This window comes from Yersinia intermedia, from assembly GCF_900635455.1.
In the GTDB taxonomy this organism is placed as follows: Bacteria; Pseudomonadota; Gammaproteobacteria; order Enterobacterales; family Enterobacteriaceae; genus Yersinia; species Yersinia intermedia.
In genome coordinates this window covers 2,840,272-2,862,363 of sequence record NZ_LR134116.1, presented here as the reverse complement: position 1 = coordinate 2,862,363, position 22,092 = coordinate 2,840,272, and the positions used below count along the sequence as shown (strand labels likewise).

The following is a 22,092-nucleotide window of genomic DNA, read 5'->3' as shown; positions in this document are numbered from 1 at the left end:
CGGTTGAATTACAAATGATAATCAGTGGGAATAGTGGTGCCGTAATCATTAACCACATTCAGTGTCAGTAATTCGCCTTTTTTAGCTTTCACCCCTGCGGGTAAGACTAAATCAGTGGTCGAATTGGGTGGAAACATCTCACTGGTGGCGAACGAAATCGTTTTCCCATCGCTGACGAATTTGGCATCACGCAGGCTGATATAGTAACCCGTAGGGTTACTTATCTTGATTTTATCTCCACGAGTGTCGTCTAGCGTAACGCGTATTTTTTCACCTAATGTATCGACGTTTTCTTTTAATGCAGCAGGGCGGTAAAAAACTTTTATCCGGTTATTCACGATCAAAACCAGTTTGTTTTCAGTCTGCTTGTCTGCTTTTAATGCGGGGATCTGCAAAAAGTTAAGATAGAAAACTGACTCACGATCTTTGGGTAAATGGCGCTCAATGTATGACAACCGAACGACTTGCCCACTTTGGGCTTCCATACGAAATATCTGTGGTGTCAGTGTAAACGGGACGTCACTTTTTGAAGGTGAAGACTGGTTGTCACCATCATCCATCCATAATTGGACCAAATTTGGGTGTTCATCTTTATTGCTTAGTTGTATTACTTTTTCCCGCGTACCTTCAGGATAAATGATTCGGGTACCGGTCATGACAACACTGGCTTGCGTCCATAAGGGTACGCCGCTGAGCAGCAGCAACGAGCAGGCGATCATTCTGTGGGCAATCAGTGTCATAGCGCTTACTTATCCTTGATTATTCTGGTTTTGTTTAGGCTCCGTTACCGGTTGGCAACGTATTCATGAAACGGCTTGGATCTCATGAATAGTCAGGGGTAGGTGATCGCGTATTGTGCAGAAGCAATAACGCTCCCGGCAGTTGCGCGGCCTTCTTCCGTAATATATTGCGCAGCCAGATCTTGGGATGCTGAGGTTGCACCGGTGGCTAAGGTAATTCCAGGGACTTCAACGCTACCACCTGACATGCGAATCGGTGCACCATTGGTGTCAAGCAACTGAATAGCAACATTTTGTGCTGTACCCACATTGCCTAAATTACCCGCTGGAGTGACATTCATGCCTTGAAAAACCGAACTGATTTTAGTGTCTTGAATGGCAATGTTGCAGCCGGTTAGGTTAATCGTAAAATTGGTTTTACCGGCAACTGAATTAACCTGATTCAGGTTGCTGGTCGAAACGGTGGGTAGCAAAACGACAGGGGTGTTGGCTGTACCATTGATATCCACCATGCAAGTTTGTTCGGCCACCTCTCCTTGAAATTTGATCGTGTTATTTGACGTTGCAGCCAACGCTATGCCCGGTAGGGTAAGCAGCACCAACGTTATTAGAGTTTTTCCCATTTAATTCCTACTTAATTTTATAATTTATATTTTGGTGAACGGAGACCCTCAGCATTCATCAAAATGAGCGATCATTAAGTTGAATAAAGTCAGCCGTTGTTATTGAGTTGCGCTATTCGATATCTGGGCCGAGGCCAGTGTAGGGGGAAATAGAGTCGGGTAAAATGAGATGCGTCCTTGTTTTATATGTGAAATTTCCCACTATAGATGTAGGAAATCCATTCCTTAAGAAAGTGAAAATAATAAATTACTTCTATTCCAAAGACTTGGGGTTTTTTACGTCATTGGCGGTGAGATGTTTTTTTTGCAGATGGGCAAGAATAGTGATTATCTAAATAAGAAAGCCCACCAAGTTATACGGGTGGGCTTTAGATGAAAGGGCAATTTTAATATTTATTTAATCGGGCTAGCGCTATCAATTTCTGCGTATGCAGTAACTAACTTAGCTAATAACTGATTAGTGCCCGTTAACAGTTCAAGATAATCAGCCCCGAATGAAATGACTGCTGGTTTATCATTAGCGAGGATCATGGATTCGAATTTGATACAATATTCTACCAGATCTTGTGCATCGATCAGTTGTACCGCACCTTTGATCCGGTGCACTAAGCTTGCCATTTCTTTATAAGTATCGGTAGCCACCGTACTGCTCTCATCTGCCTTTAGCTGGCTGTACAGTGCCGTTAGTGCCGCCGCATCCTGCACATTGCTTTCCAGCAACGATTGCAATAACTGCACCTCTACCTCAGTTCGTCCACCTGAGAGCGACCTTAATTTATCTTGGGCTGCGGCGAAGGAAGTCTGTGGTACTTTTTGGTTTTCACTGTTGTCTGCCGCTGAGTGTGTGTTTTCCCGTTGGCTCATCTCCAATGGATTTACGCGATAGTCATCATTGGTGTGATGATAATTTGCCTCCAGATTGATATCGGCAACCTCTTGGCGCAACAGAACGGTACGTAAGGTGTCAATAGTCACTGGTTTAACCATACAATCATTCATACCCGCATCAGAACAACGTTCGGTGCTCTCTTGCCGTGCATCCGCAGTGCAACCAATGATGATCATATCTTTTATTGCCGGGCTATTGCGGATATGGGCGGCAAGTTCATAACCATTCATCAGTGGCATGTTGTAATCGGTGATGACGATATCAAAGCTGTAATGTTGCAATATTTGCCAGGCTTCAGCGCCATTTTCGGCGCTCATCACTTGCTCGATGCCGATAAAAGCCAATTGTTGTTGAAGCAACTGGCGGTTGGCGGGAAGGTCATCCACCACCAGAACCCGCAGGTTCTTCAATTGGCCCAACTGCTTTTCATCGGCATGGATAATGGTCGCATCAGGCGGTAAATCGTCTGTAGTGGCAATCGTCAATGGCAACGTAATAAACAAACTGGTGCCTTTACCAAGCTGGCTTTCCATAGCGACTTGCCCACCCATTTTATGAATCAATTGATGACAAATCCAAAGTCCCAGCCCCGACCCACCGAAACGAGGTGATTTACCTTCGTTAGCCTGGCTGAAGGGTTGGAACAGCGTTGCCTGTGCCGCTGGCGAAATACCAATACCCGTATCGGTAATATCGATATTCATGACACCCTGTTTGTCATCCGTCGGCTCCCAAGTGACATCCACTGAAACACCACCCTGTTCGGTAAATTTCAGTGCATTACCCAATAGATTCCCCATGACCTGCCTCACTCTGAGCATATCTGCCATCAGTAAGTGCGGGATTTGGTCATCCAACCAGCCAGAGAAGCGAAGTCCACGTTCATCTGCGATAGGTTGATAGATAGTGAGCATCCGCTCCATTTCTTGGCGGAAATCTACTGCGGCGGGATGAACACTCAGTTGCCCGGCTTCAATTTTGGCAGAATCGATGATGTCATCAAGCAGTAACATCAGCGATTGAGCTGATTTGGACACGGTAACCAGCGTATTTTTATCGACCGGCTGGGCACTACGTATCTCCAACTCCAGTAAGCCCATAATGGCGTACATTGGTGTGCGTAGTTCGTGACAGATGGTGGCCAGGAAAGTGCTTTTGGTCCGGTTGGCGCTTTCCGCTTCGAGGCGTGCGGCTTCCAACTCCCGCTCCACGGTTTTACGTTGACTAATATCCAGCCAGCCGCCCAGCAAACTGCGCTCAGCATTATCCAATGGGATAATCCACAGGAAGATATCCCGCAGATCACCATTGATCTCCAGAGATAAATCTACCATTTGTGGTTTTCTGTCCTTCAAGACATAACGGCAGTATTTATCTATTTCGCGATCAAGTGGGCTGGTCATTGGCCAGTTAGCTTGTTCAACGTTCTGATTGAGCAAGTCGTGAAGCTTATCGTGGTGGGCTGCTGCAAAGTGGTTGTTATAAACCGCCAGCTCGCCAGTGGTGGTACGAATAAATACCGCGAAGGGCAATGCATTGATAACCGATTCTTGCTGTAGCAAGCGGGCATGTAACAACTTGGCCTGACGACGTTTATTGAATACCAAGTAGCACAAGTATAAACCGAAGACCAATAATATCCCTGAGCTTATTTTCAACGCCAACATCAGCCATTCATTATCTAATGAGTCCTCATCAAAGCTTGTTGGCTTAGGTTTGAAGGTACTCCATTCGCTGATTAAGTTGTCTAACTCTTCCGGTGGAATAGATTCAATTACTTTATCAATGATGGCTTTTAATTCAGGCAGGTCTGGGCGGATGGCGAATGCCATCATCAGTGGTTCTTCGCCTGCCACGGCGACCGTTTTTATATCTGGGGTAAAGTTCTGGGCTGACAGATAGTTGGCTGTCATCATATTTTTGACGACAGCATCCACTTTGCCTTGCTGCAACCAACGTACCAGTGTCATGGTATCCGGGGCTTGAACAAAGGTGATTTTCTGGGCTAACAGGGGGTTACCAATAATTCCGCCAGAAGCACTACCCGATTGTATCCCCACCCGCTTTCCTGCCAGATCTGCCACATTATTGATATCCAGGCGGTCTTCGCGCGTCATTATGCCCCATAATGATTGAGCTACCGGTGAAGAATAAAGGCTGTTGCCATACATGCCGTTGCGAACGGCCACAATTGGCAGTAAATCAATTTTACCGGCAATAAAATCACGCACCCCTTCCCCGGTATCTTTGGTATAAACTGGCTCAAATTTAATCCCAGTTCGGCGCGCAATAATATCGATAAGATCGATTGAGAAACCAGCCATTCTCCCCGTTTGACGATCACGAAATATCAGTGGGGCCAGATCAAATGGGGCGACATAGGTCACTACCGGATGGCTCTGAATCCAGCTTACCTCTTGTTCGGTCAACAGCAACTTGGCATCAATGTTGTAATGATGCTTGCTACCAAACCAGCGCTGCTGAATATCACCCGTCGCACGGGTAGGTAATAATTCTAAAATCTGATTAATGTAGTTAATCAGCTTTTGATTACTTTCCTTTGCCAGAAAGGTGTAGGGGGCAGGGTGGTAAGGTGTAAAGTTGCGAATTTGCAACGTTAGCAATTGCAACTGATCGATAAGATAGTTAGCCGTTGTGGCATTAGCGACAAAGACATCGGCATTACCATAGGCGACAGCCAGTAACCCTTGTAATTGGTTAGGGTAGGCAACAATTTTATCGGCATGATAATTAAACAGAAACTCAGGTGATAATGGCTCATTATTGACGATAGCCACCGTCTCTGGGTGGGTACGTTTGGTCGGATCCCAATTCTTGCTGCGAACTTCGACATGCCGGTTAGTAAAGAAGGCATGAGACGCTATCAGCCCCGGCTGAGCGGGCATTGGCGTTCCTGCCATTAAGTCAATTTGGCCATTTTCCAGCGCATTCAACACTAACCCGTAATCGCAATAACCGATCATCTGGAAAGATAATTGGCTGGCATCACTGATTATTTTCAGGTAGTCCGCAACAATGCCTTCAATAGCATTATCATCACGGTTAACCACAAAAGGAGTATTGGCATCAATGACCACCCCCACTTTCACCGTACGCCGGCTTGATTGGCGAGTGTCTGTGGAAGGCGTAAGTAATAGGTCTTCACTGTAGCTATTAGCGATACTGTGTATCGTCAATGGTTGTCCAGTATCACACCCCTGACGACCGGTCATCATGGCAGCATTAAGCTGCCCGCTAAGCAACAGCAAACAGTAAAGAAGAATTCGCCAAGAGAACCTACTACGTAAAGATAGCGTTGTCAGCGCTAAAGCAGACCAGCCTGAATTATACCAAATTATGGGTATGTGCATAATCTGCCAGTTCAATTACAGAACTTAGCCCTAATTTGGTCAGGATACGGGTTTTATAGGTACTGACGGTTTTGTTACTGATAAACATTTCGTCAGCAATCTGTTTATTTGACAAACCATTCACCAGATAACGCAAAACATTAATTTCTCGCTCTGACAACAACCTCGCCCGATTGACAGGGTCATGGTTGGAAGGTTGCCCGGCTAATTGGGTCAACGTTTCAGAGGGGAAGAATGAATAGCCGCGTAATACGTTCTGCGCAGCAAAAAGAATTTCGCTAATATCTTTATTTTTACTGATAAAACCGTTAGCGCCTGCCTGTAATGCCCGCACTGCAAACACTTGCTCATTCTTGGCGGACAAGAATAATGATTTACCGGTAAATCCACGTTGCTGCAGTTTTTTCAACAACGAGAAACCATCAAAGTTAGGTAACTCAATATCAATAATAACCAAGTCTACAGGGTTATTTTTTAATATTTCTAAGGCTTCACTACCGTCAACTGATTCATAAATAGTTGAAAAGTCTTCACTTTGTGATAGTAATGCCCGAATGGCGACTCGAATAGCCGGGTGGTCATCAACTATCATCACTGATTTTGTCATGTTCTCTCCGTAAACCGTTATATCTTGGGATTCGCAGAGTTAATTCACTGCTACTCGCTTGCACCGATCGACTCCAAATGATTACCCAAGACGAGATAAACAAGAACCACTGCTGCCGATGCCCAAAGTACTATTTCGGTGATTCTAATCTCTAATTATAGATTATCAAGAAAAGATTCTTGTTCATGTTTAGATCACTTAAGCCAACTCAGCTCAGCAAGCTTATTCTACCTAGTGAATTGATTATAAACGAATTAGGATTTTTTTTATTAATTTTAAAATGGCTTATTCAGAAAAATAGAGAAGAAATAGTTAATTTATAATTCTAAATGTAAATATATACGATTTTTCAGCTCTGTGTGTAGGAAACTTCTATAATCCATCGCATGGATTATTCTGGTATGAATATCAGGGAGATAGGTCCTATCTGATAATGGTTTTTCAGGCAGTAACGTAATGTAATTAATGATAATACATTACGTATCTTAAAATTGCGGTAGAGCGTGAAAAACAGAATTAAAACAAGAAACCCGCTTAGTTTCCTAAGCGGGTTTCTCTAAATTTGGCTCCTCTGACTGGACTCGAACCAGTGACATACGGATTAACAGTCCGCCGTTCTACCGACTGAACTACAGAGGAATCGTGTGAACGGGGCGAATAATAGCGAGGTATGAGGAACATGTCAAAGGGGAAACAGCAAATTTGGATTGTTTGCTTACAGTTTGCGCAACTTATTGAGATTTTTGGCTTTTAGCTCAATGCTTGCGCAAAAAAATGTAGGCCATTCAACGTAAGGGGGCAGCGCATTTGCGCGCCGCCCACCAATGAGTTTACTGCGGTGTATCAGCCAGTACAAACATGCCATAGGGGTGGATTTGCAGATAGTAGCTGTCACCTGGGGCGGGTTGCAGTTGCGTGGCATTTACCTGCAAGAGCAAAGATTGGCCTTGCCAATCCACCAGAACTTCATACTGCGGCCCCATATAAGCTACTTTATTAATGGTGCAGCGCTGGCTTGGTTCACCTTGCTGACTCAGCGTGATAGCCTCTGGCCGCACACCCACGGTTGACTGTTGCCGTTGGGCTGCGAATCCCTGTGGTTTAGGAATATGATAACCAAAGATTTCAACACTGCTGCTGTGAATAGTAGCTGGGAAGACATTGGCATCCCCCATGAAACTGGCCATGAAATGTGAGGCGGGTTGACGGTACAGTTCTTGTGGCGCACCAATTTGCATTATTTTGCCTTTATTCATCACCAGCACGGTATCAGAAACGGCAAAGGCTTCACTTTGGTCGTGGGTGACATACAGTGAGGTAATATTAAACTGTTGCTGTAATTCACGAATTTTATCACGCATGCTGCGGCGCAAGTTAGCATCCAGATTACTGAGTGGTTCATCAAACAGTAGTACTTTAGGTTTGAGGATTAGCGCCCTTGCCAGCGCAACACGTTGCTGCTGCCCACCGGATATTTGATCCACGAAACGATCGGCAAAGCCGTCTAAATCCACTAACGCTAACGCTTCCTGCACACGATCGCGAATCTCATTTTTTGGTCGGCCCAGCATTTTCAGGCCATAACCAATATTCTCACCCAGCGACATATGCGGGAACAAGGCATAGGACTGGAACACCATGCAGATATCCCGCTGCTGGATAGATCGGTCAGTCACATCTTCACCATCGATAAAGATTTGTCCACCGGAAGGCTTCTCTAGCCCGGCAACCAACCGTAATACCGTGGTTTTACCACAGCCCGATGGCCCCAGCAGGGTAACCATTTCCCCTTTAGGGATAGCCAGGTTGAGACTGTCAATCACGATATTGCTGCCAAAGCGCTTGGTAACGTGCTTTAGCTCGACGAAATGTTTCTTATCGGTAGTCACTGTCTGTTGATCTGACAGGTTATTTTGAGTAGACACTGTATTTATAGTAGACATAACATTCAGCCTTATCAGTACGTCATTATTCAGCATTACTGGCTTTCGAGCGGGCAGTTCGTGCTTCGCCGACCAGATAATCAAACAGGAAGATGATGGCGAGCATGACCACTATCAGGATCGAACCATAAGCGATGGCAATGCCATATTCGCCATCTTCCACCCGGTTAAGGATGTAAGAGGTGGCGACCCGGGTATCGGGTGTTACCAGGAAGACGATGGCACTGACGGTCGTCATGGCGCGTACAAAACTGTAAATCAGCGCCGACAGAATCGCCGGGCGTAGCAACGGCAGCAGAATATAAATCACAGTACGCAGCGAACCTGCCCGCAGACTAAGCGATGCCTCATCCAATGACTTGTCCAGTTGCCCCAGCCCGGCAATCCCGGCGCGTATCCCTACCGGCACATTACGCATCACCATAGAGATAATAACGATGGCGGCAGTACCGGTCAGGTATACCGGCGCACTGTTAAAGGCCAAAATGTAGGAAACCCCTGCGACCGTTCCCGGTACCGCGAAGCACAACATGGTGCTGAATTCGATGGTTTTTTTACCACGGAACTGTTGGCGTACCACGATATAGGCAATCAGCAGACCAAAGGCGGCGGTGATAGGGGCAGCAATACCCGCATAGAGCAGCGTATCAAGCAGAGAAGGCCATGCGCCATCACTGAAACCTTGGCCAAATAGCTGATTAAAGTTATTTAACGTCAGGGTGTAATCGACCCCCCAGTTGACGGTGAAACTGCCGTAGAAAATGCTGCCATACAATAAAACGTTAAAGGCAATCCACACATACAGCATGGCGGTGGTCCCCCACACCAGTGATTCCGGTAATGGCTGAACATCGCCCCGAGAAGATTTGCCGGAAATGGTGACGTAAGAGCGTTTGCCTATCCACATATACTGAATACAGAAGATAAACAGTGAAAACATCAGCAAGATAACACCCAGTGTGGATGCCGCCGGATAGTCAAGCTGTGCGCCGGTAATATAGAAGTAGATTTGCGTGGCCAGCACGTCAAAGTTACCACCCAATACTAATGGGTTACTGAAGTCCGCCAGCGATTGCACAATGACTATCAGGAATGAGTTGGCCAGCGCAGGTTTTAGCAACGGTAAAAATACCTGCATAAAGGTCTGCCAACGGCTGGCGCGCAAGGTATAAGACGCTTCTTCCAACGACGGGTGAATAGTTTTGATTGCGCCATCGAGGATCATAAATGACATTGGCGTAAAGGCCAGAACTTGTGCCAGCCAGATGCCAGTGAAACCATATAACCAGTTAGTGTTGGTTAGCCCGAACCAGGTGACCATCAGTTCTGTTACATAGCCGGAGCGGCCCATCATCAAGGTTACGCCCAGCCCGACGACAAAAGGTGGGGTAACAATGGGCAGAATTGAGAAGATGCGCCCTAGCAACGCGGAACGTTTGGCAATCCGCGTGGTGTAGATAGCCAGTACCATGCCGAAGAAGGTACAACCTATGCCAACCGCCACTGACAGCAGGAACGAATTCCAGATAACTTGCAGGATATGCGCTTGTCCGAGGATTGCCATAAACTGCCATGGGGCAAAAGCACCACTCTCATCGGTAAATATTGGGACAAAAATGGCAATACTGGGGAACAGAATAAAAACAGTGATCAGCGCAATAATGGTGACCAGTGATCCGAGCACAAAACGGTCACCGCCGAGCCATTCAAGGCGTGCCAGCGCCAGGGTAATTATTGCCCCCAAGGCGATAAACAGCGCGATAGTGGCAAATCCTAGTCCGCGCCCGAGCCAGGCCGAGGTGACCACTACCAGCAGTGCGCAGAAGAGGGCATAACCTGCATCAAACAGGTGGCGGTAACGGTGTTCACGACCACCGGGTGACAATGGCCTGAAAAGCAGCAGTAACGGCAGACCAAACCACAGCATACTGATATTAAGACCGGACCAGCCATAAGACGCCAGTAGCTCGGAACGGCTGGCTTCAAGCAGGCCGTAATCCAGGCTAAAAGCGGGTAATAGGGCAAAAGCAGCCACGGCGAAAGCCAGCCAATAGAAAATGGCATCCCGTGTCTGCGCAAGCCGCAGAGCATGTGTATGTGTCATGGTGTTCCCTAGATACCCTTTGTCCCTGGCGTTGCAGCGATGTTCGCTTAGCTTGCGTGCGAGCATAAATGCTATTCAAACCGGCCCCCCGACCGATCTGTTATTCACTTGCTGCCTTGCTGCAACGCCAATGACTTGGTTATAGAAATAAATTATTTATATGAGTCGGAGTGCTTTGTGGGCTTTTATTGGCCCATCTTGACGTCGTTGACCCACTTGGTGATCAGCTTCTTACGCATATCAGTGGCACCATAAGTGTCCATGTCGTAGTTAATCAGCTTCAGATCATCCAACTTGAGCGAGTTAGGCGAGGTTGCCGCCGTGGTATTGGTCAGAATCTGGTAGGACTGGCCTTTCTGCCATGCCAGTTCCTGTGCTTCTTTTGATAACACCCAATCAACGAATAACTTGGCATTATCCAGATTGCGTGCGCCCTTCAGAATGCTTACTCCGCCAATTTCATAACCTGAACCCTCGCACGGCGAGATCAATTTCAGTGGTGCGCCTTTCTCTTTTTCCAGTGAGTAGTCATGCAGGAAGCCAATACCAATCGTGGTTTCGCCACGGGCAGCATTACGGGCTGGGGCAATACCGGATTTGGTGTATTGCGATACGTTGGCATTCAGTTTTTTCAGGTAGTCGAAGGCAGCATCTTCACCCCATAATTGTGAAAAAGTTGCCAATGCGGTGTAGGCGGTACCGGAACTTTGTGGGTCAGCAATCTGGATTTCACCTTTGTAGACCGGGTTGGTCAGGTCTTTCCAACATTTTGGCTCTGGCAGACCCTTTTCTTTCAAGCGGTCGGTATTCACCCCCATCCCCAAAATACCGATGTAAACTGCTGAGGAGTAGTTACCTTTGCGTTTTGCCGGATCACGGAATTGCGGCATGATTTGCGCCAGATTAGGCGATTGGTAAGGATAGAGCAGGTCCATTTCACCCGCTTGAGACTGCGGATCCAGCGTACCGCCATACCAAATATCGGCCTGCGGGTTCTTTTTCTCCGCATCCACTTTAGCCAACGTGCTGCCAGAACCATTACGAATAAAACTGGTTTTTACATCGTATTTTGCCCCAAAGGCTTTGGCTTCTTCTTCACACATCGCATTGGTGGCACTGCAATAAATCACCAGGCGGCCTTCGGCTTTAGCCACGGTAGTGAAGGCGCTCAGGGCGAGGCCGGCGGCAATCAGAGCTGAGAGTGGTGTAAGTTTCATAACATTATCCTTTTATCCCCTTCTGAACCCGAAACCGAGTGACATACGGGGTTGATATTGTAGGGTTGAGGTATTGTTGATATTTACTTAACGTATTGTTTTATTTTCTTTTTTGGTGCTACTAACCTGCGATCCATTGCGGGCTAAAGATTATTGTTGTCTCTTGGGGCGAATCTCTTCTCGGCAGGCTCAAACCCCAACAAATTCATACCGGTCATCAATAACGGCATCAGTAACAACCCGACGCAGGCTGAAGCCAGTGTCAACAAGGCAAAAAAGCCTTGCCAGCCATAATGTTGCAACACTTGTGCCAGTGGCCATCCCGCCAGCGCTGCACCGAGATAGGCAAATAATCCGAGAAATCCAGTGACGGTACCGGCGGCGTCTTTATGGGTATATTCCGTTGCCGCCAGTCCAATAAGCATTTGCGGTCCGAAAACAAAAAAACCGATACTGAAAAACGTCACTGACAGCAGCGGATAGTTATGTACCGGTGCCAGCCACAGAGCGGTCATCGTCAAAAATAACCCCAGTGCAAATAACAAAATCATCGGCGCACGCTGACCGCGAAATAACAAATCTGATCCCCAGCCAGCAAACAACGCGCCAAATAATCCACCTAACTCAAATAGTGATAACGTGGCGTTGGCACTGAGCAAATTGACCCCATGGCTCTCCGCCAGCCAGATATTGCCCCAGTCGTTGAGGGCAATGCGGATCAGATAGACCAGCACATAAGAGACCCCCAGCAACCAGATGGTGCGGTTACGTAAAATGGCATCACGAAAAATACGCCCCATCGGCATGGGCGGGCTTTGTTGCTCCTGCCATTGATCCTGTGGATCGCGCCGCCATTGGCCGATAGTCGGTAAACCTTGCTGTTGCGGCTTATCGCACAACTGCCAGCACAGCCAAATCCCTAATACGATGCCTATCGCACCCGGTACCAGTAGTGCGGCTTGCCAGCCATAGTGCGAGGCCAGAAAGGCAGACAGCAGAGGCACTGCCGCACCACCGATGCTGATCGAGGTATTCCAGCATCCCCACCAGCTACCGCGTTCACTGCGTGAATACCATGTGCTGAGTAATTTGGCGCATGGCGGCCAGCCCCACCCCTGAAAGAAGCCATTCAATGTCCACACAATTAACAGTGCGGGTAGGGTATGGCACAGGGTGAACACTACATTCAGCACCCCTGTCATCATCAGGCCGATACCCATAATCCAACGGGCTTGAGTACGGTCGCTGACGATACCGGAGACAAATTTAGAACCGCCGTACGCCAGGTAAAACAGGGTACCCAGTAAACCGATATCCCCTTTATCCAACCCCAGCTCCAGTTGCATCACTGGCATGGCGTAATTGACACTTTTGCGCGTTAAATAAAAGGCGGCGTAGCCCATCACCATGGCGGCCATCAGGCGCGGTCGCCAATAGCGATAACGCGCGTTTACCTGTTCTGGCGTCAAAGGCTCAGGGGGTAAAGTCTTTGATGACATGTGTGATGCAGGCATGGATTCCTCCAGTAAGTGAGTTGAGTGTAGGGAAGGCGCAAGTGAAAGAAATGAGACAAGGTTGTAGATGGCTAGGAATAATGCTTATTTATGAGGATGTTTGATCCAATTTTGTGGGCAGGTTCACAGTGTCATTGTTGCGGACATGTGTGGGCAGATTGACCACCACCCGAGTACCTAATCGCCGTTGCAGTAACCAGTCACCGCCCAGTGCGCGTACCCGTTCTTCAATACCGCGCAAGCCAAATCCGCCGCCGGGGGGTTGCACCGGAATGCCCATGCCATCATCGCGCACGTCCAGGGTGATAATGTTGTTACCCATGCGCAAGCTGACGTGAATATTGCGTGCCTTAGCATGTTTATTAATATTGTTCAGTAATTCCTGCACCAGCCGATACAGGGTAAATACCACCGCATCTTCACCAGGCTCAGGTGGCAGTGCATAATCCAGTTGGAAGTTGATACCTTGCTCGGCAAAGGCAAACTCTTCAGCCAGATGGTGCAGCGCCTGATCCAGCGGCATTTCATCCAATACGGGTGGGCGTAACTGCCGCAACAGTTGACGCGTGGTTTGATGAATGCGCTGTGACAGGGTGCTTATCTGATTCGCTGCGCATTGCGCTGCCGCAGAGGGGGCGCTGCGGTTGACTAACATCGCCTGGATTTGAATTGCGGTGATATTCTGGCCAATTTCATCATGCAATTCGCGCGCGATCTCTTTGCGAACATCTTCCTCGGTATGCACCAACCGCTCCATCAGCTTACGGCGGGTTTGCAGTTCTTGTTCTAACTGATTGCGGTAACGGTGCAGATGTTGGGTCAATTGCTGTTGGCGGCTGATGGCGATACCCAATGTCATTCCCAGTAAGGCTTGGGTCGAGAGAAACAGCTCCAGTTCCGCCAGATCATGAAATGCACCACTGGCCTGGCGGGTGACGGTTATCATCAGACTGCCTAATACCGCAGCCAATACCCCTCCTTGCCAACCGAATTTGTAGGCCATAAACACATTGGGCAGAAAAACAAAAATCAGTAACAGTCGCTCCATATTTGGCGTAATAGCGACCTGTATACACACGCCAATGGCAAAAATCAGCGAGCACCAAATCAGCAGCGAAGTGCGCAGCGGCGGATCAGGCATCTGTTGGGAAAACAGATTGCGGATGTGCTGCTGCTTGAGGTATTCGTAGATAAGATAGGTAAAGGGGACTAACAAAATACCGCCGGTAAAGGTGGCGAGCAGGGTTTGCGTTAGCGGCAAAGGTAACCACAAGCCCAGAAGGATGCCGTGCAGCAAGCTGTTACCCGTCACTGCGGTTAACAGCAGTAATAGCCGTTGCCAGTAAAGCGTGTAGTGATGCCAGAAGCGTTGAGTCAGCCAGGCGGGCAGTAAACTCAATGCTGGAGAAAGTATAATTAAGGCAGTAGCTTGCAACTCTTCGCTATGCAGCCACCACAATACCCCGCACTCGGCCAGCAGCAGTACCGGCCAATAACGGCGGGGTAGCAGAATCATTAAGGCCAGCCGTAGCCCTTGCGGCAGCAGTAAAACAGCGTGTAAGCCGTCATTACTGAGATAAAAACTGATGGTCCACAGGGCGAGCCAACTCAGAGAATAGAAGATAGTCAGAAACAACGACAGCCCCACCGACCGTAGCTGCAACATCCTTAGTTACCTACCAACAACTGATGCTGTAGGGCAAAATGCACCAGTTCGACAGTGGTTTCACAGTGGAGTTTGCCCAGAATATTGGCGCGATGGACGTGGACGGTTTTGTGGCTGAGTGACAATTGATCGGCAATGGATTTAACACTTACCCCGTTGATCAATAACTGGAAAACCTCTTTTTCGCGCGGTGTTAATATCGCCAGTTGTGGCGGATGTTGTGGCATATAGCGCAGCGCTCGCAATGCGTCAGCACACAGATATAAACCGCCGCCACTGACCGTCCGCAGCGCTTGAACCAATTCATCCGGGCCACAGCGCTTAGTCAGATAGCCGCTGGCACCGGCATCCATTGCACTTTGCACAAAGGCGGTGGTGTCATAAATACTTAGAATAATCGCGCGGAAATTCGGCATAGTTTGACGCAGGCGTTTGAGCAGACTTAGCCCACTTTCATCCGGCATCGAAATATCCATAACGGCAACATGTACATCGATAGTCGGTAGCTCGGCCCACGCCTGCGCCGCCGAGCCATATTCACCAATAATGCGAATATCTTTTTCCAGCGAGAGCAGTTGGGCAAAACCAGAGCGGACGACGACATGGTCATCTATCAATGCAACATTAATCATGATTTTTCTGTATTACGGAACCTAACCTGCATGATGCTCATCAATCTTTGTTGTAGCAATAATTGTTATCAAAAATGTTAGAGGCTTAACACATGTAGGAAAGAACTGACGATTAAGTAGACAGTTTTTATCTGAGCAATAAAGCGTTCCACGAGATTGACTGTGGAACGCATTTGCTGTCGAGTGCAGTACCGCGCCGACTACATTGATTTTTTACTGCGATAAATCCGCTGTGGCCGGCCCACCTTGCCATAAATAATTTCTGCCTGTAAGGTTTGATTAGTGGCACAGAACTCTAGATAACGGCGCGCTGTGGTACGGCTTAATCCCAGAATCTGGGCGACGTTTTCTGCGGTGTATTCCGCCGTGTTATTACTGAATAGGGTTTGTATTTTGTCCAGTGTCATCTGGTCTATGCCCAAGGGTAGCGTCACTTTCTGTTCGCCACGGGCATAGGTATTGTACATCTCATCGATCTGGCGCTGATTGACCTTGGTGCCATCTTGTAATACCTGATGGCGGTGGCTGTAACGGGCTAATGACTGCTCCAACCGCTCATAGGCTACCGGCTTAATCAGGTAATCAAAAACACCATAACGGATTGCTTCAGATACCGTCTCACTGTCGCTGGCAGCGGTGACAAAAATAATGCCGCCAGAGAAGCCCTGTAAGGTCATTTCACGCAGTAATTCCAGGCCACTACCATCAGGCAGATAGTTATCCAGCAAAATCAAATCAGGTTTGAAGCGTGTCACCATGCTGCGGGCTTGTTGCAAGTTACCTGCGAGCCAGACTTCATGGCAATAGCTGCTTTGCTTGATAAATTCTGCATGCATCTCTGCCAGCGGTGTTTCGTCTTCTACCACTAAAATATTAAGCCATTCCATGGGATCTCCTCGTCTTTGAGATCAACGCGTCTTCGGAATAAAGACCGTAAATAAGGTGCCGCGCGGCGGATTTTCTTCTATCGTAATGGTGCCACCACTTTGCTGAACATAGGTGGCAACCAGATACAGGCCAATCCCGTGTTCGTCCGAGTTTTTAGAACTGATACCGCGTTCGAATAAGTTATCTTGCAGTTGTGGATCGATACCGCAACCGTGGTCGGCAACCTCCAAAATCAAGCTATTACCTTCATCAGATAGATAAATCTCAATCTGTTTATCGCACTCTGGGTTCTTCAAGCTAGCCTCAAAAGCGTTATCAAGTAAATTCCCCATGATGGCGGCTAACTCGTTCTCCCCGATGGTGGGCGGCAGTATGCCTAACTGACAACCAGGAATAAAGTTCAAGCTCAGCCCTAACTCCTTGGCACGGTGGTATTTACCGAAGAGTAAAGCGGCAATTTGCCGGTTACTGAACGCAGTGCGTAACATATCGATCAGCGCCTGATGGGATGAAGACTCGGTTTTGACCATTTCAAGAGCCCGATCAAACTCTTTCATCTGCAATAACCCGCTCATGGTTGACATCCAGTTCAGGTGCTCGTGGCGCACGGTGCGCAGATTCTCGACATATTGTTTAATCTGGCTCAGTTGAGCACTGAGAGTATGGATATCGTCCTGGCTACGAAAGCTGACCACCCAACCTTGAAACACCCCTTCCTCAGACCAGATACCCGCGCGATTGGCAATAGTGTTCAAGCCATTAAAGGTACACAGCTCATCCTGTCGGTTATCGCCGGTTTGATCGAGGAAGAAATGGTCAGGTGAGACCACTTCACTGACGTTGCAACCAATTAACTGTTGTGGCGTGGCTGAGATGTGCAGCATTTTACGCGCATTTTGATTGATTGCAGTGATCCTTCCCTCAGGATCAACGGCCAGTAGCCCTTCAAATACGGCACCGAACAAAGCCTCTTGTTGGCGCAAAACCCGCGCTATCTCTTTCGGCTCCATCCCCATCATTTGGCGGCGGATGTGGTGCGCAAACAGCCATGACAGTAGCAGCAGTACGATCAGCACTATGATAAACGAGCGCGTAAGGGGTAGCAGATAAACGAGCCGCCAATGGTCTATCTTACTTATCAGGTAGCCCAGAGAAACTATCCCGATGATTTGCCCGTGTTCGTCGCGGATCGGGGTTTTAGCCCGCATCGCTTCCCCCATCGAGCCTTTACCGAAAATGATATAGCTTTCACCTCGTTCCAGTGCGCCGGGTTTAGTCCATTGCATCGGATAACCAATCATTTTCGGATTAGGGTGATACAGGCGAATTGATTTAGTATCGCCAATCACCAAGTAATCAAGATCTGAGGTATCACCCAGCCGACCCACAATTTCTGCTAACTGAGCTTTATCACGGCGTTTTACTGCATCCACCACCGAATCCATCGCCGCGATAATTTTGGCCTGATTCATCGCGGTTTTACTAACCTGATCCAGTAAATATTGTTCAAAACTGTGACTCAGAAAACGATCAAGTGCACCGACTAAAATGATCGAGACGGCTAATAGCAGCAAAAAGATGCGCAGCGGGAAGGCAATATTCTTCAAGCGATTCCATTTTAGGCCGCGCCATTTAAATTTGCGTAATGGGGAAAAACCTGAAGAGGAACTGGGCACGCTACTCACCTTAATTAACATATGAACCATTAGCACAGGCATTAACATAAGTGAATTTAAGCAATAATTAAATAGCTAAGAGAAATAAAAAACCATATTAATAATTAAAGAAATTAAAACCATTAAATAACTTATATTTACTCTCTTATATGTGAAATAGGTCAATTAACCACGCTATTTTTATGTTTAGCATGTGGTCGTAAATTAATTAAAATTAAAAATTAGTTTTTTAGTCTTTATTTTATATTGTTGTTTTTATGTGAATTTTTAATTTAAATCGCACGCTTTGGCTTGCCTGAACATCAGGAATTCAATTTGTGCTTTATTTGTTATGTAAACGTTATGCTAGAGAGTGAATTATGGATACGGTATTTAGTCAAATTAATCGTTCAGAGCATCAGCAAATTGCAGAAATAACACGTTTCTTGCGTGCTAACGATCTGAATATAGATACCACTGTTGACGTATTTATTACCGTAAGCCGTAATGAAAAACTCGTGGCCTGTGGTGGGATTGCAGGCAATATTATCAAATGTGTGGCAATCAGTGAGCAGGTTAGGGGGGAGGGATTGGCGCTGACCCTGGCGACAGAACTGGTCAATTTGGCCTATGAACGTCACCACAGCCATCTGTTTATTTATACCAAGACCAAGAATGAAGACTTATTTAAAGCCTGTGGCTTTTATCCGATAGCCAGTGCTCCGGGGATTGTGGTGCTGATGGAAAATAGCGCCTGCCGCTTGCAGCGATATGCCAAACAATTAAGCCAGTTACGCCAACCGGGGCAAAAAATTGGCAGCATCGTAATGAATGCCAACCCTTTTACCCGTGGACATCAATATCTAGTCCGCCAGGCAGCGGCACAGTGTGATTGGTTGCACCTGTTTTTGGTGAAAGAAGATAACTCGCGTTTCCCTTATGAAGACCGACTGCAATTAGTGCTCAGTGGTACTGAGGATATTGCCAATCTCACCGTGCATCCCGGCTCGGAATATATGATCTCTCGTGCCACCTTCCCGTGTTATTTCATTAAAGATCAAGGTGTGGCAGATGACTGTTATACCGAAATCGATCTGAAAATATTCCGCCAATATTTGGCCCCAGCATTGGGCGTTACTCATCGCTTTGTTGGTACCGAGCCGTTTTGTACCGTGACCGCCAAATATAACCATGACATGGGCTACTGGTTGGAAACCCCGTTATTAGCCTATCCCCCCATCTCACTGGTAGAAATTGAGCGCCTTAAATATCACAACACCGCCATTTCTGCTTCTTGGGTACGCAAATTACTGGCTCAGGGGGACGGCGAAACCATTCGCAAATTGGTCCCCCCCGCCACCTGCCACTACCTACAACGCCTGCTGGCGCAGCGTGCGAAAAAGGTAGTCGGTAGCGAAAGCATAACCTCAGCAAAGGATCCAGCTCTGTTTTAGCTGATAAAGCAGGGCGCAAAGATAGGTACAGATACGTAGATCAGAAACCTCGAATTTGATGACAAGTTAATCAGGTGAAAAATGAAAATTATCAGAGAGGCCGTCGCCGGAACACTGGAGTCGAGCGACGTGATGGTGCGCATTGCACCACTAAATCCACCCGAAATAGACCTGCAAATTCATAGCAGTGTGGATAAGCAGTTTGGTGAAGCTATTCGTTACAGCGTTTTGGCGTTGTTGGAACAGTATCGGGTAAGCGGAGTGCAACTGATTATTGACGATAAAGGCGCACTGGATTGCGTTTTGCAGGCACGGTTGGAAACCGCGCTGCTCAGGGCAAGTGACGAAAAAATTCTGCCATGGAGAGCATCGTGATGAAACCTGAAATGAAACACAGAATGCGTCGCAGCATGTTATTTGTTCCCGGTGCCAATGCGGCAATGGTAAGCAATGCCTTTATTTATCAGGCTGATGCGTTGATGTTCGATCTGGAAGACTCCGTTATTCTGCGCGAAAAAGATGCCGCCCGACGTTTGGTCTATCACGCTTTGCAACACCCGCTTTATCAAGATGTAGAAACCATTGTGCGAGTCAATGCGTTGGACTCAGCCTACGGCTTGGCCGATTTGGAAGCAGTGGTTCGAGGGGGGGCCGATATTGTGCGCCTGCCTAAAACTGACAGTGCGCAAGATGTGACCGATATGGCGCGGGAAATCAGTCGGATCGAGTCAGAATGCGGCCGCGAAGTTGGCAGTACGGGTCTGCTGGCCGCGATTGAATCGGCTCAGGGTATTACTCAGGCACTGGCTATCGCACAGGCATCTCCTCGCCTGATGGGTATTGCATTAGGTGCGGAGGATTATGTTCGTAACTTGCGTACCGAGCGCTCTCCAGAAGGTATTGAGTTGCTATTTGCGCGCTGTTCAATTTTGCAGGCGGCCCGTGCTGTTGGGATTCAGGCGTTTGATACCGTCTATTCCGATGCCAATAACGAAGCCGGTTTCTTGCAGGAAGCTGCATTGATCAAACAACTGGGCTTTGATGGCAAATCGCTGATTAACCCACGTCAAATTGAACTGCTACACAACCTTTACGCCCCAACCGAGAAAGAAGTCCACCACGCGCAACGAGTGGTGGATGCGGCGGCGGCTGCCGAAGCCGAAGGACGTGGCGTGGTCTCCCTGAACGGCAAGATGGTAGATAGCCCGGTGATTGAACGGGCGCGGTTGGTTTTGCAACGTGCAGTCAGTGGCCTGCGTGAGGAATAAAAGATGAATAGGCAACAACGAGTAGAAAGTTTAAGTCACAGTCAGGATAACGGCCCGATGTATCACCTGTATCAAAACACGTCAAAAGCCAATTTACAGGCACAGAAGCCGCGCGATATTAAAATATGTGACTCGCTGGAGACAGTTATCCGCCGTTCCGGGTTGCAGGATGGCATGACTATCTCCTTTCACCACGCTTTCCGTGCCGGTGACTTAACCCTGAATCTGGTGATGGATACCATTGCCGCCATGGGATTCAAAAACCTGCGCCTGGCCTCCAGCTCGCTGAGCGACTGCCATTCGCCGCTGGTGGATCATATTCGCAATGGCGTGGTCAGTGAGATATATACCTCCGGCCTGCGTGGGCCGTTGGCAGAGGAGGTTTCACGTGGGTTACTGGCTAAACCCGTACAGATCCACTCCCACGGTGGTCGGGTTAATCTGATTGAATCCGGCGAACTGACTATCGATATCGCCTTTATCGGCGTACCGGCCTGTGATGAATTTGGCAACGCTAATGGCTTTAGTGGCAATGCCTGTTGTGGCTCGTTGGGCTATGCCAGGGTCGATGCAGAATATGCACACTGTGTGGTGTTGCTGACAGAAGCGGTGGAGACCTATCCCCATCATCCGGCCAGTATTACCCAAGATCAAGTTGACCTGATTGTGCAGGTTGAAAAGGTCGGTGATGCCGACAAGATCGGTGCTGATACCACCCGAATGACCTCTAATCCCCGTGAATTACTGATTGCCCGCCGAGCCGCCGAGGTGATTGCCGGTTCCGGCTATTTTGTCGATGGATTTTCTTTGCAGACCGGGACTGGCGGGGCGTCGCTGGCGGTGACACGTTTCCTTGAGGATAAAATGCTGCGGCGCAACATTACTGCCGCTTTTGCCCTCGGTGGCATTACGTCAACGATGGTAGAACTGCACGAAAAAGGGCTGATTACCAAGTTGTTGGATGTGCAAAGCTTTGATCGGCAGGCCGCTGCCTCACTGGCTCGTAACCCACGTCATATCGAAATCAGTGCCAATCAATACGCCAATTTTAGTTCGAAAGGGGCGTCAGTCGACCGACTGGATGTGGTGGTGCTCAGTGCACTGGAGATTGATACCGGTTTTAACGTCAATGTACTGACCGGCTCCGATGGAGTGTTACGCGGTGCCTCTGGCGGTCATTGTGATACGGCGGTGGCCGCACGGCTGTCTATCATCGTCGCTCCTTTGGTTCGTGGCCGGATCCCGACGTTGGTCAATGAAGTCACCACCTGTGTGACCCCCGGTTCCAGTGTCGATATTTTAGTGACCGATCACGGTATTGCGGTTAATCCAGCCCGGCCCGAATTGGCGGAACGCTTGCAACAAGCCGGTTTACCTGTCGTCACCATTGAATGGCTGCATCAGCGCGCGTTGCTGCTGACTGGCGTGCCACAACCAATCGCATTTACTGATCGCGTCGTAGCGGTGGTGCGCTACCGCGACGGCTCAGTGATTGATGTTGTTCATCAGATACAGGAGTAG

16 protein-coding genes and 1 tRNA gene are annotated in these 22,092 nt (G+C 48.1%); 4 read left to right on the top strand and 13 right to left on the bottom strand.

The genetic code is table 11. The features are described from left to right. Positions 1 to 8: 8 nt before the first annotated feature. The 13 genes from EL015_RS13085 to dpiB form a co-directional block, all read right to left on the bottom strand. Entirely contained in the window at positions 9 to 740 is a 732-nt protein-coding gene (locus tag EL015_RS13085; protein ID WP_005185501.1) for a fimbrial biogenesis chaperone, read from the bottom strand. Between the two features lie 92 nt (positions 741 to 832). Continuing rightward, the gene (locus EL015_RS13080) at positions 833 to 1,363 is read right to left on the bottom strand and encodes a fimbrial protein (protein WP_032906438.1); all 531 of its coding nucleotides are present in this window, start codon (positions 1,361 to 1,363) and stop codon (positions 833 to 835) included. 393 nt (positions 1,364 to 1,756) lie between these two features. Further along, positions 1,757 to 5,518 (bottom strand): ATP-binding protein, encoded by a 3,762-nt coding sequence (locus EL015_RS13075; protein ID WP_164711365.1) that lies wholly within the window; start codon positions 5,516 to 5,518, stop codon positions 1,757 to 1,759. 79 nt (positions 5,519 to 5,597) lie between these two features. Then, entirely contained in the window at positions 5,598 to 6,230 is a 633-nt protein-coding gene (locus EL015_RS13070) for a response regulator transcription factor (RefSeq protein ID WP_005185509.1), read from the bottom strand. Positions 6,231 to 6,793: 563 nt separating this feature from the next. Beyond that, positions 6,794 to 6,869: transfer RNA gene (locus EL015_RS13065), tRNA-Asn, on the bottom strand. Positions 6,870 to 7,060: 191 nt separating this feature from the next. Continuing rightward, entirely contained in the window at positions 7,061 to 8,173 is a 1,113-nt protein-coding gene (fbpC, locus tag EL015_RS13060; protein WP_042569531.1) for a ferric ABC transporter ATP-binding protein, read from the bottom strand. 25 nt (positions 8,174 to 8,198) lie between these two features. Next, positions 8,199 to 10,277: an ABC transporter permease gene (locus EL015_RS13055; protein ID WP_005185512.1), complete on the bottom strand. Its 2,079-nt coding sequence runs from the start codon at positions 10,275 to 10,277 to the stop codon at positions 8,199 to 8,201. A gap of 185 nt (positions 10,278 to 10,462) precedes the next feature. Then, positions 10,463 to 11,494: an ABC transporter substrate-binding protein gene (locus EL015_RS13050; RefSeq protein ID WP_005185514.1), complete on the bottom strand. Its 1,032-nt coding sequence runs from the start codon at positions 11,492 to 11,494 to the stop codon at positions 10,463 to 10,465. A 143-nt stretch (positions 11,495 to 11,637) separates the two neighbouring features. Then, positions 11,638 to 13,008 carry an MFS transporter family glucose-6-phosphate receptor UhpC gene (uhpC, locus tag EL015_RS13045; RefSeq protein ID WP_072089623.1) on the bottom strand — a complete coding sequence of 457 codons (1,371 nt, stop codon included), beginning with the start codon at positions 13,006 to 13,008 and terminating at the stop codon, positions 11,638 to 11,640. 88 nt (positions 13,009 to 13,096) lie between these two features. Continuing rightward, the gene (locus EL015_RS13040; protein ID WP_032906440.1) at positions 13,097 to 14,674 is read right to left on the bottom strand and encodes an MASE1 domain-containing sensor histidine kinase; all 1,578 of its coding nucleotides are present in this window, start codon (positions 14,672 to 14,674) and stop codon (positions 13,097 to 13,099) included. A 2-nt stretch (positions 14,675 to 14,676) separates the two neighbouring features. Then, on the bottom strand, positions 14,677 to 15,306 hold the full coding sequence (locus EL015_RS13035) for a response regulator transcription factor (protein ID WP_005185521.1): 630 nt from the start codon (positions 15,304 to 15,306) through the stop codon (positions 14,677 to 14,679). A gap of 200 nt (positions 15,307 to 15,506) precedes the next feature. Beyond that, the gene (dpiA, locus tag EL015_RS13030) at positions 15,507 to 16,193 is read right to left on the bottom strand and encodes a two-component response regulator DpiA (RefSeq protein WP_005185524.1); all 687 of its coding nucleotides are present in this window, start codon (positions 16,191 to 16,193) and stop codon (positions 15,507 to 15,509) included. Between the two features lie 21 nt (positions 16,194 to 16,214). Further along, positions 16,215 to 17,891 (bottom strand): sensor histidine kinase DpiB, encoded by a 1,677-nt coding sequence (dpiB, locus tag EL015_RS13025; protein WP_005185525.1) that lies wholly within the window; start codon positions 17,889 to 17,891, stop codon positions 16,215 to 16,217. Positions 17,892 to 18,229: 338 nt separating this feature from the next. Between dpiB and citC the strand changes: the two genes are divergently transcribed. From citC to citF, 4 genes are all read left to right on the top strand, one after another. After that, the gene (gene citC / locus EL015_RS13020; RefSeq protein ID WP_042569534.1) at positions 18,230 to 19,303 is read left to right on the top strand and encodes a [citrate (pro-3S)-lyase] ligase; all 1,074 of its coding nucleotides are present in this window, start codon (positions 18,230 to 18,232) and stop codon (positions 19,301 to 19,303) included. An 81-nt stretch (positions 19,304 to 19,384) separates the two neighbouring features. After that, the gene (gene citD / locus EL015_RS13015; RefSeq protein WP_032906444.1) at positions 19,385 to 19,678 is read left to right on the top strand and encodes a citrate lyase acyl carrier protein; all 294 of its coding nucleotides are present in this window, start codon (positions 19,385 to 19,387) and stop codon (positions 19,676 to 19,678) included. Continuing rightward, positions 19,678 to 20,571, top strand: a complete 894-nt coding sequence (gene citE / locus EL015_RS13010; protein ID WP_005185530.1) for a citrate (pro-3S)-lyase subunit beta — start codon at positions 19,678 to 19,680, stop codon at positions 20,569 to 20,571. The genes citD and citE overlap by 1 nt, the downstream gene beginning before the upstream one ends. A 3-nt stretch (positions 20,572 to 20,574) precedes the next feature. Next, the gene (gene citF / locus EL015_RS13005) at positions 20,575 to 22,092 is read left to right on the top strand and encodes a citrate lyase subunit alpha (protein WP_005185532.1); all 1,518 of its coding nucleotides are present in this window, start codon (positions 20,575 to 20,577) and stop codon (positions 22,090 to 22,092) included.

Coding starts and splice junctions, on each gene's coding strand:
- EL015_RS13085 (WP_005185501.1), bottom strand. CDS start 740: ATGACACTGATTGCCCACAGAATGATCGCCTGCTCGTTGCTGCTGCTC.
- EL015_RS13080 (WP_032906438.1), bottom strand. CDS start 1,363: ATGGGAAAAACTCTAATAACGTTGGTGCTGCTTACCCTACCGGGCATA.
- EL015_RS13070 (WP_005185509.1), bottom strand. CDS start 6,230: ATGACAAAATCAGTGATGATAGTTGATGACCACCCGGCTATTCGAGTC.
- fbpC (WP_042569531.1), bottom strand. CDS start 8,173: ATGTCTACTATAAATACAGTGTCTACTCAAAATAACCTGTCAGATCAA.
- EL015_RS13055 (WP_005185512.1), bottom strand. CDS start 10,277: ATGACACATACACATGCTCTGCGGCTTGCGCAGACACGGGATGCCATT.
- EL015_RS13050 (WP_005185514.1), bottom strand. CDS start 11,494: ATGAAACTTACACCACTCTCAGCTCTGATTGCCGCCGGCCTCGCCCTG.
- uhpC (WP_072089623.1), bottom strand. CDS start 13,008: ATGCCTGCATCACACATGTCATCAAAGACTTTACCCCCTGAGCCTTTG.
- EL015_RS13040 (WP_032906440.1), bottom strand. CDS start 14,674: ATGTTGCAGCTACGGTCGGTGGGGCTGTCGTTGTTTCTGACTATCTTC.
- EL015_RS13035 (WP_005185521.1), bottom strand. CDS start 15,306: ATGATTAATGTTGCATTGATAGATGACCATGTCGTCGTCCGCTCTGGT.
- dpiA (WP_005185524.1), bottom strand. CDS start 16,193: ATGGAATGGCTTAATATTTTAGTGGTAGAAGACGAAACACCGCTGGCA.
- dpiB (WP_005185525.1), bottom strand. CDS start 17,891: ATGTTAATTAAGGTGAGTAGCGTGCCCAGTTCCTCTTCAGGTTTTTCC.
- citC (WP_042569534.1), top strand. CDS start 18,230: ATGGATACGGTATTTAGTCAAATTAATCGTTCAGAGCATCAGCAAATT.
- citD (WP_032906444.1), top strand. CDS start 19,385: ATGAAAATTATCAGAGAGGCCGTCGCCGGAACACTGGAGTCGAGCGAC.
- citE (WP_005185530.1), top strand. CDS start 19,678: ATGAAACCTGAAATGAAACACAGAATGCGTCGCAGCATGTTATTTGTT.
- citF (WP_005185532.1), top strand. CDS start 20,575: ATGAATAGGCAACAACGAGTAGAAAGTTTAAGTCACAGTCAGGATAAC.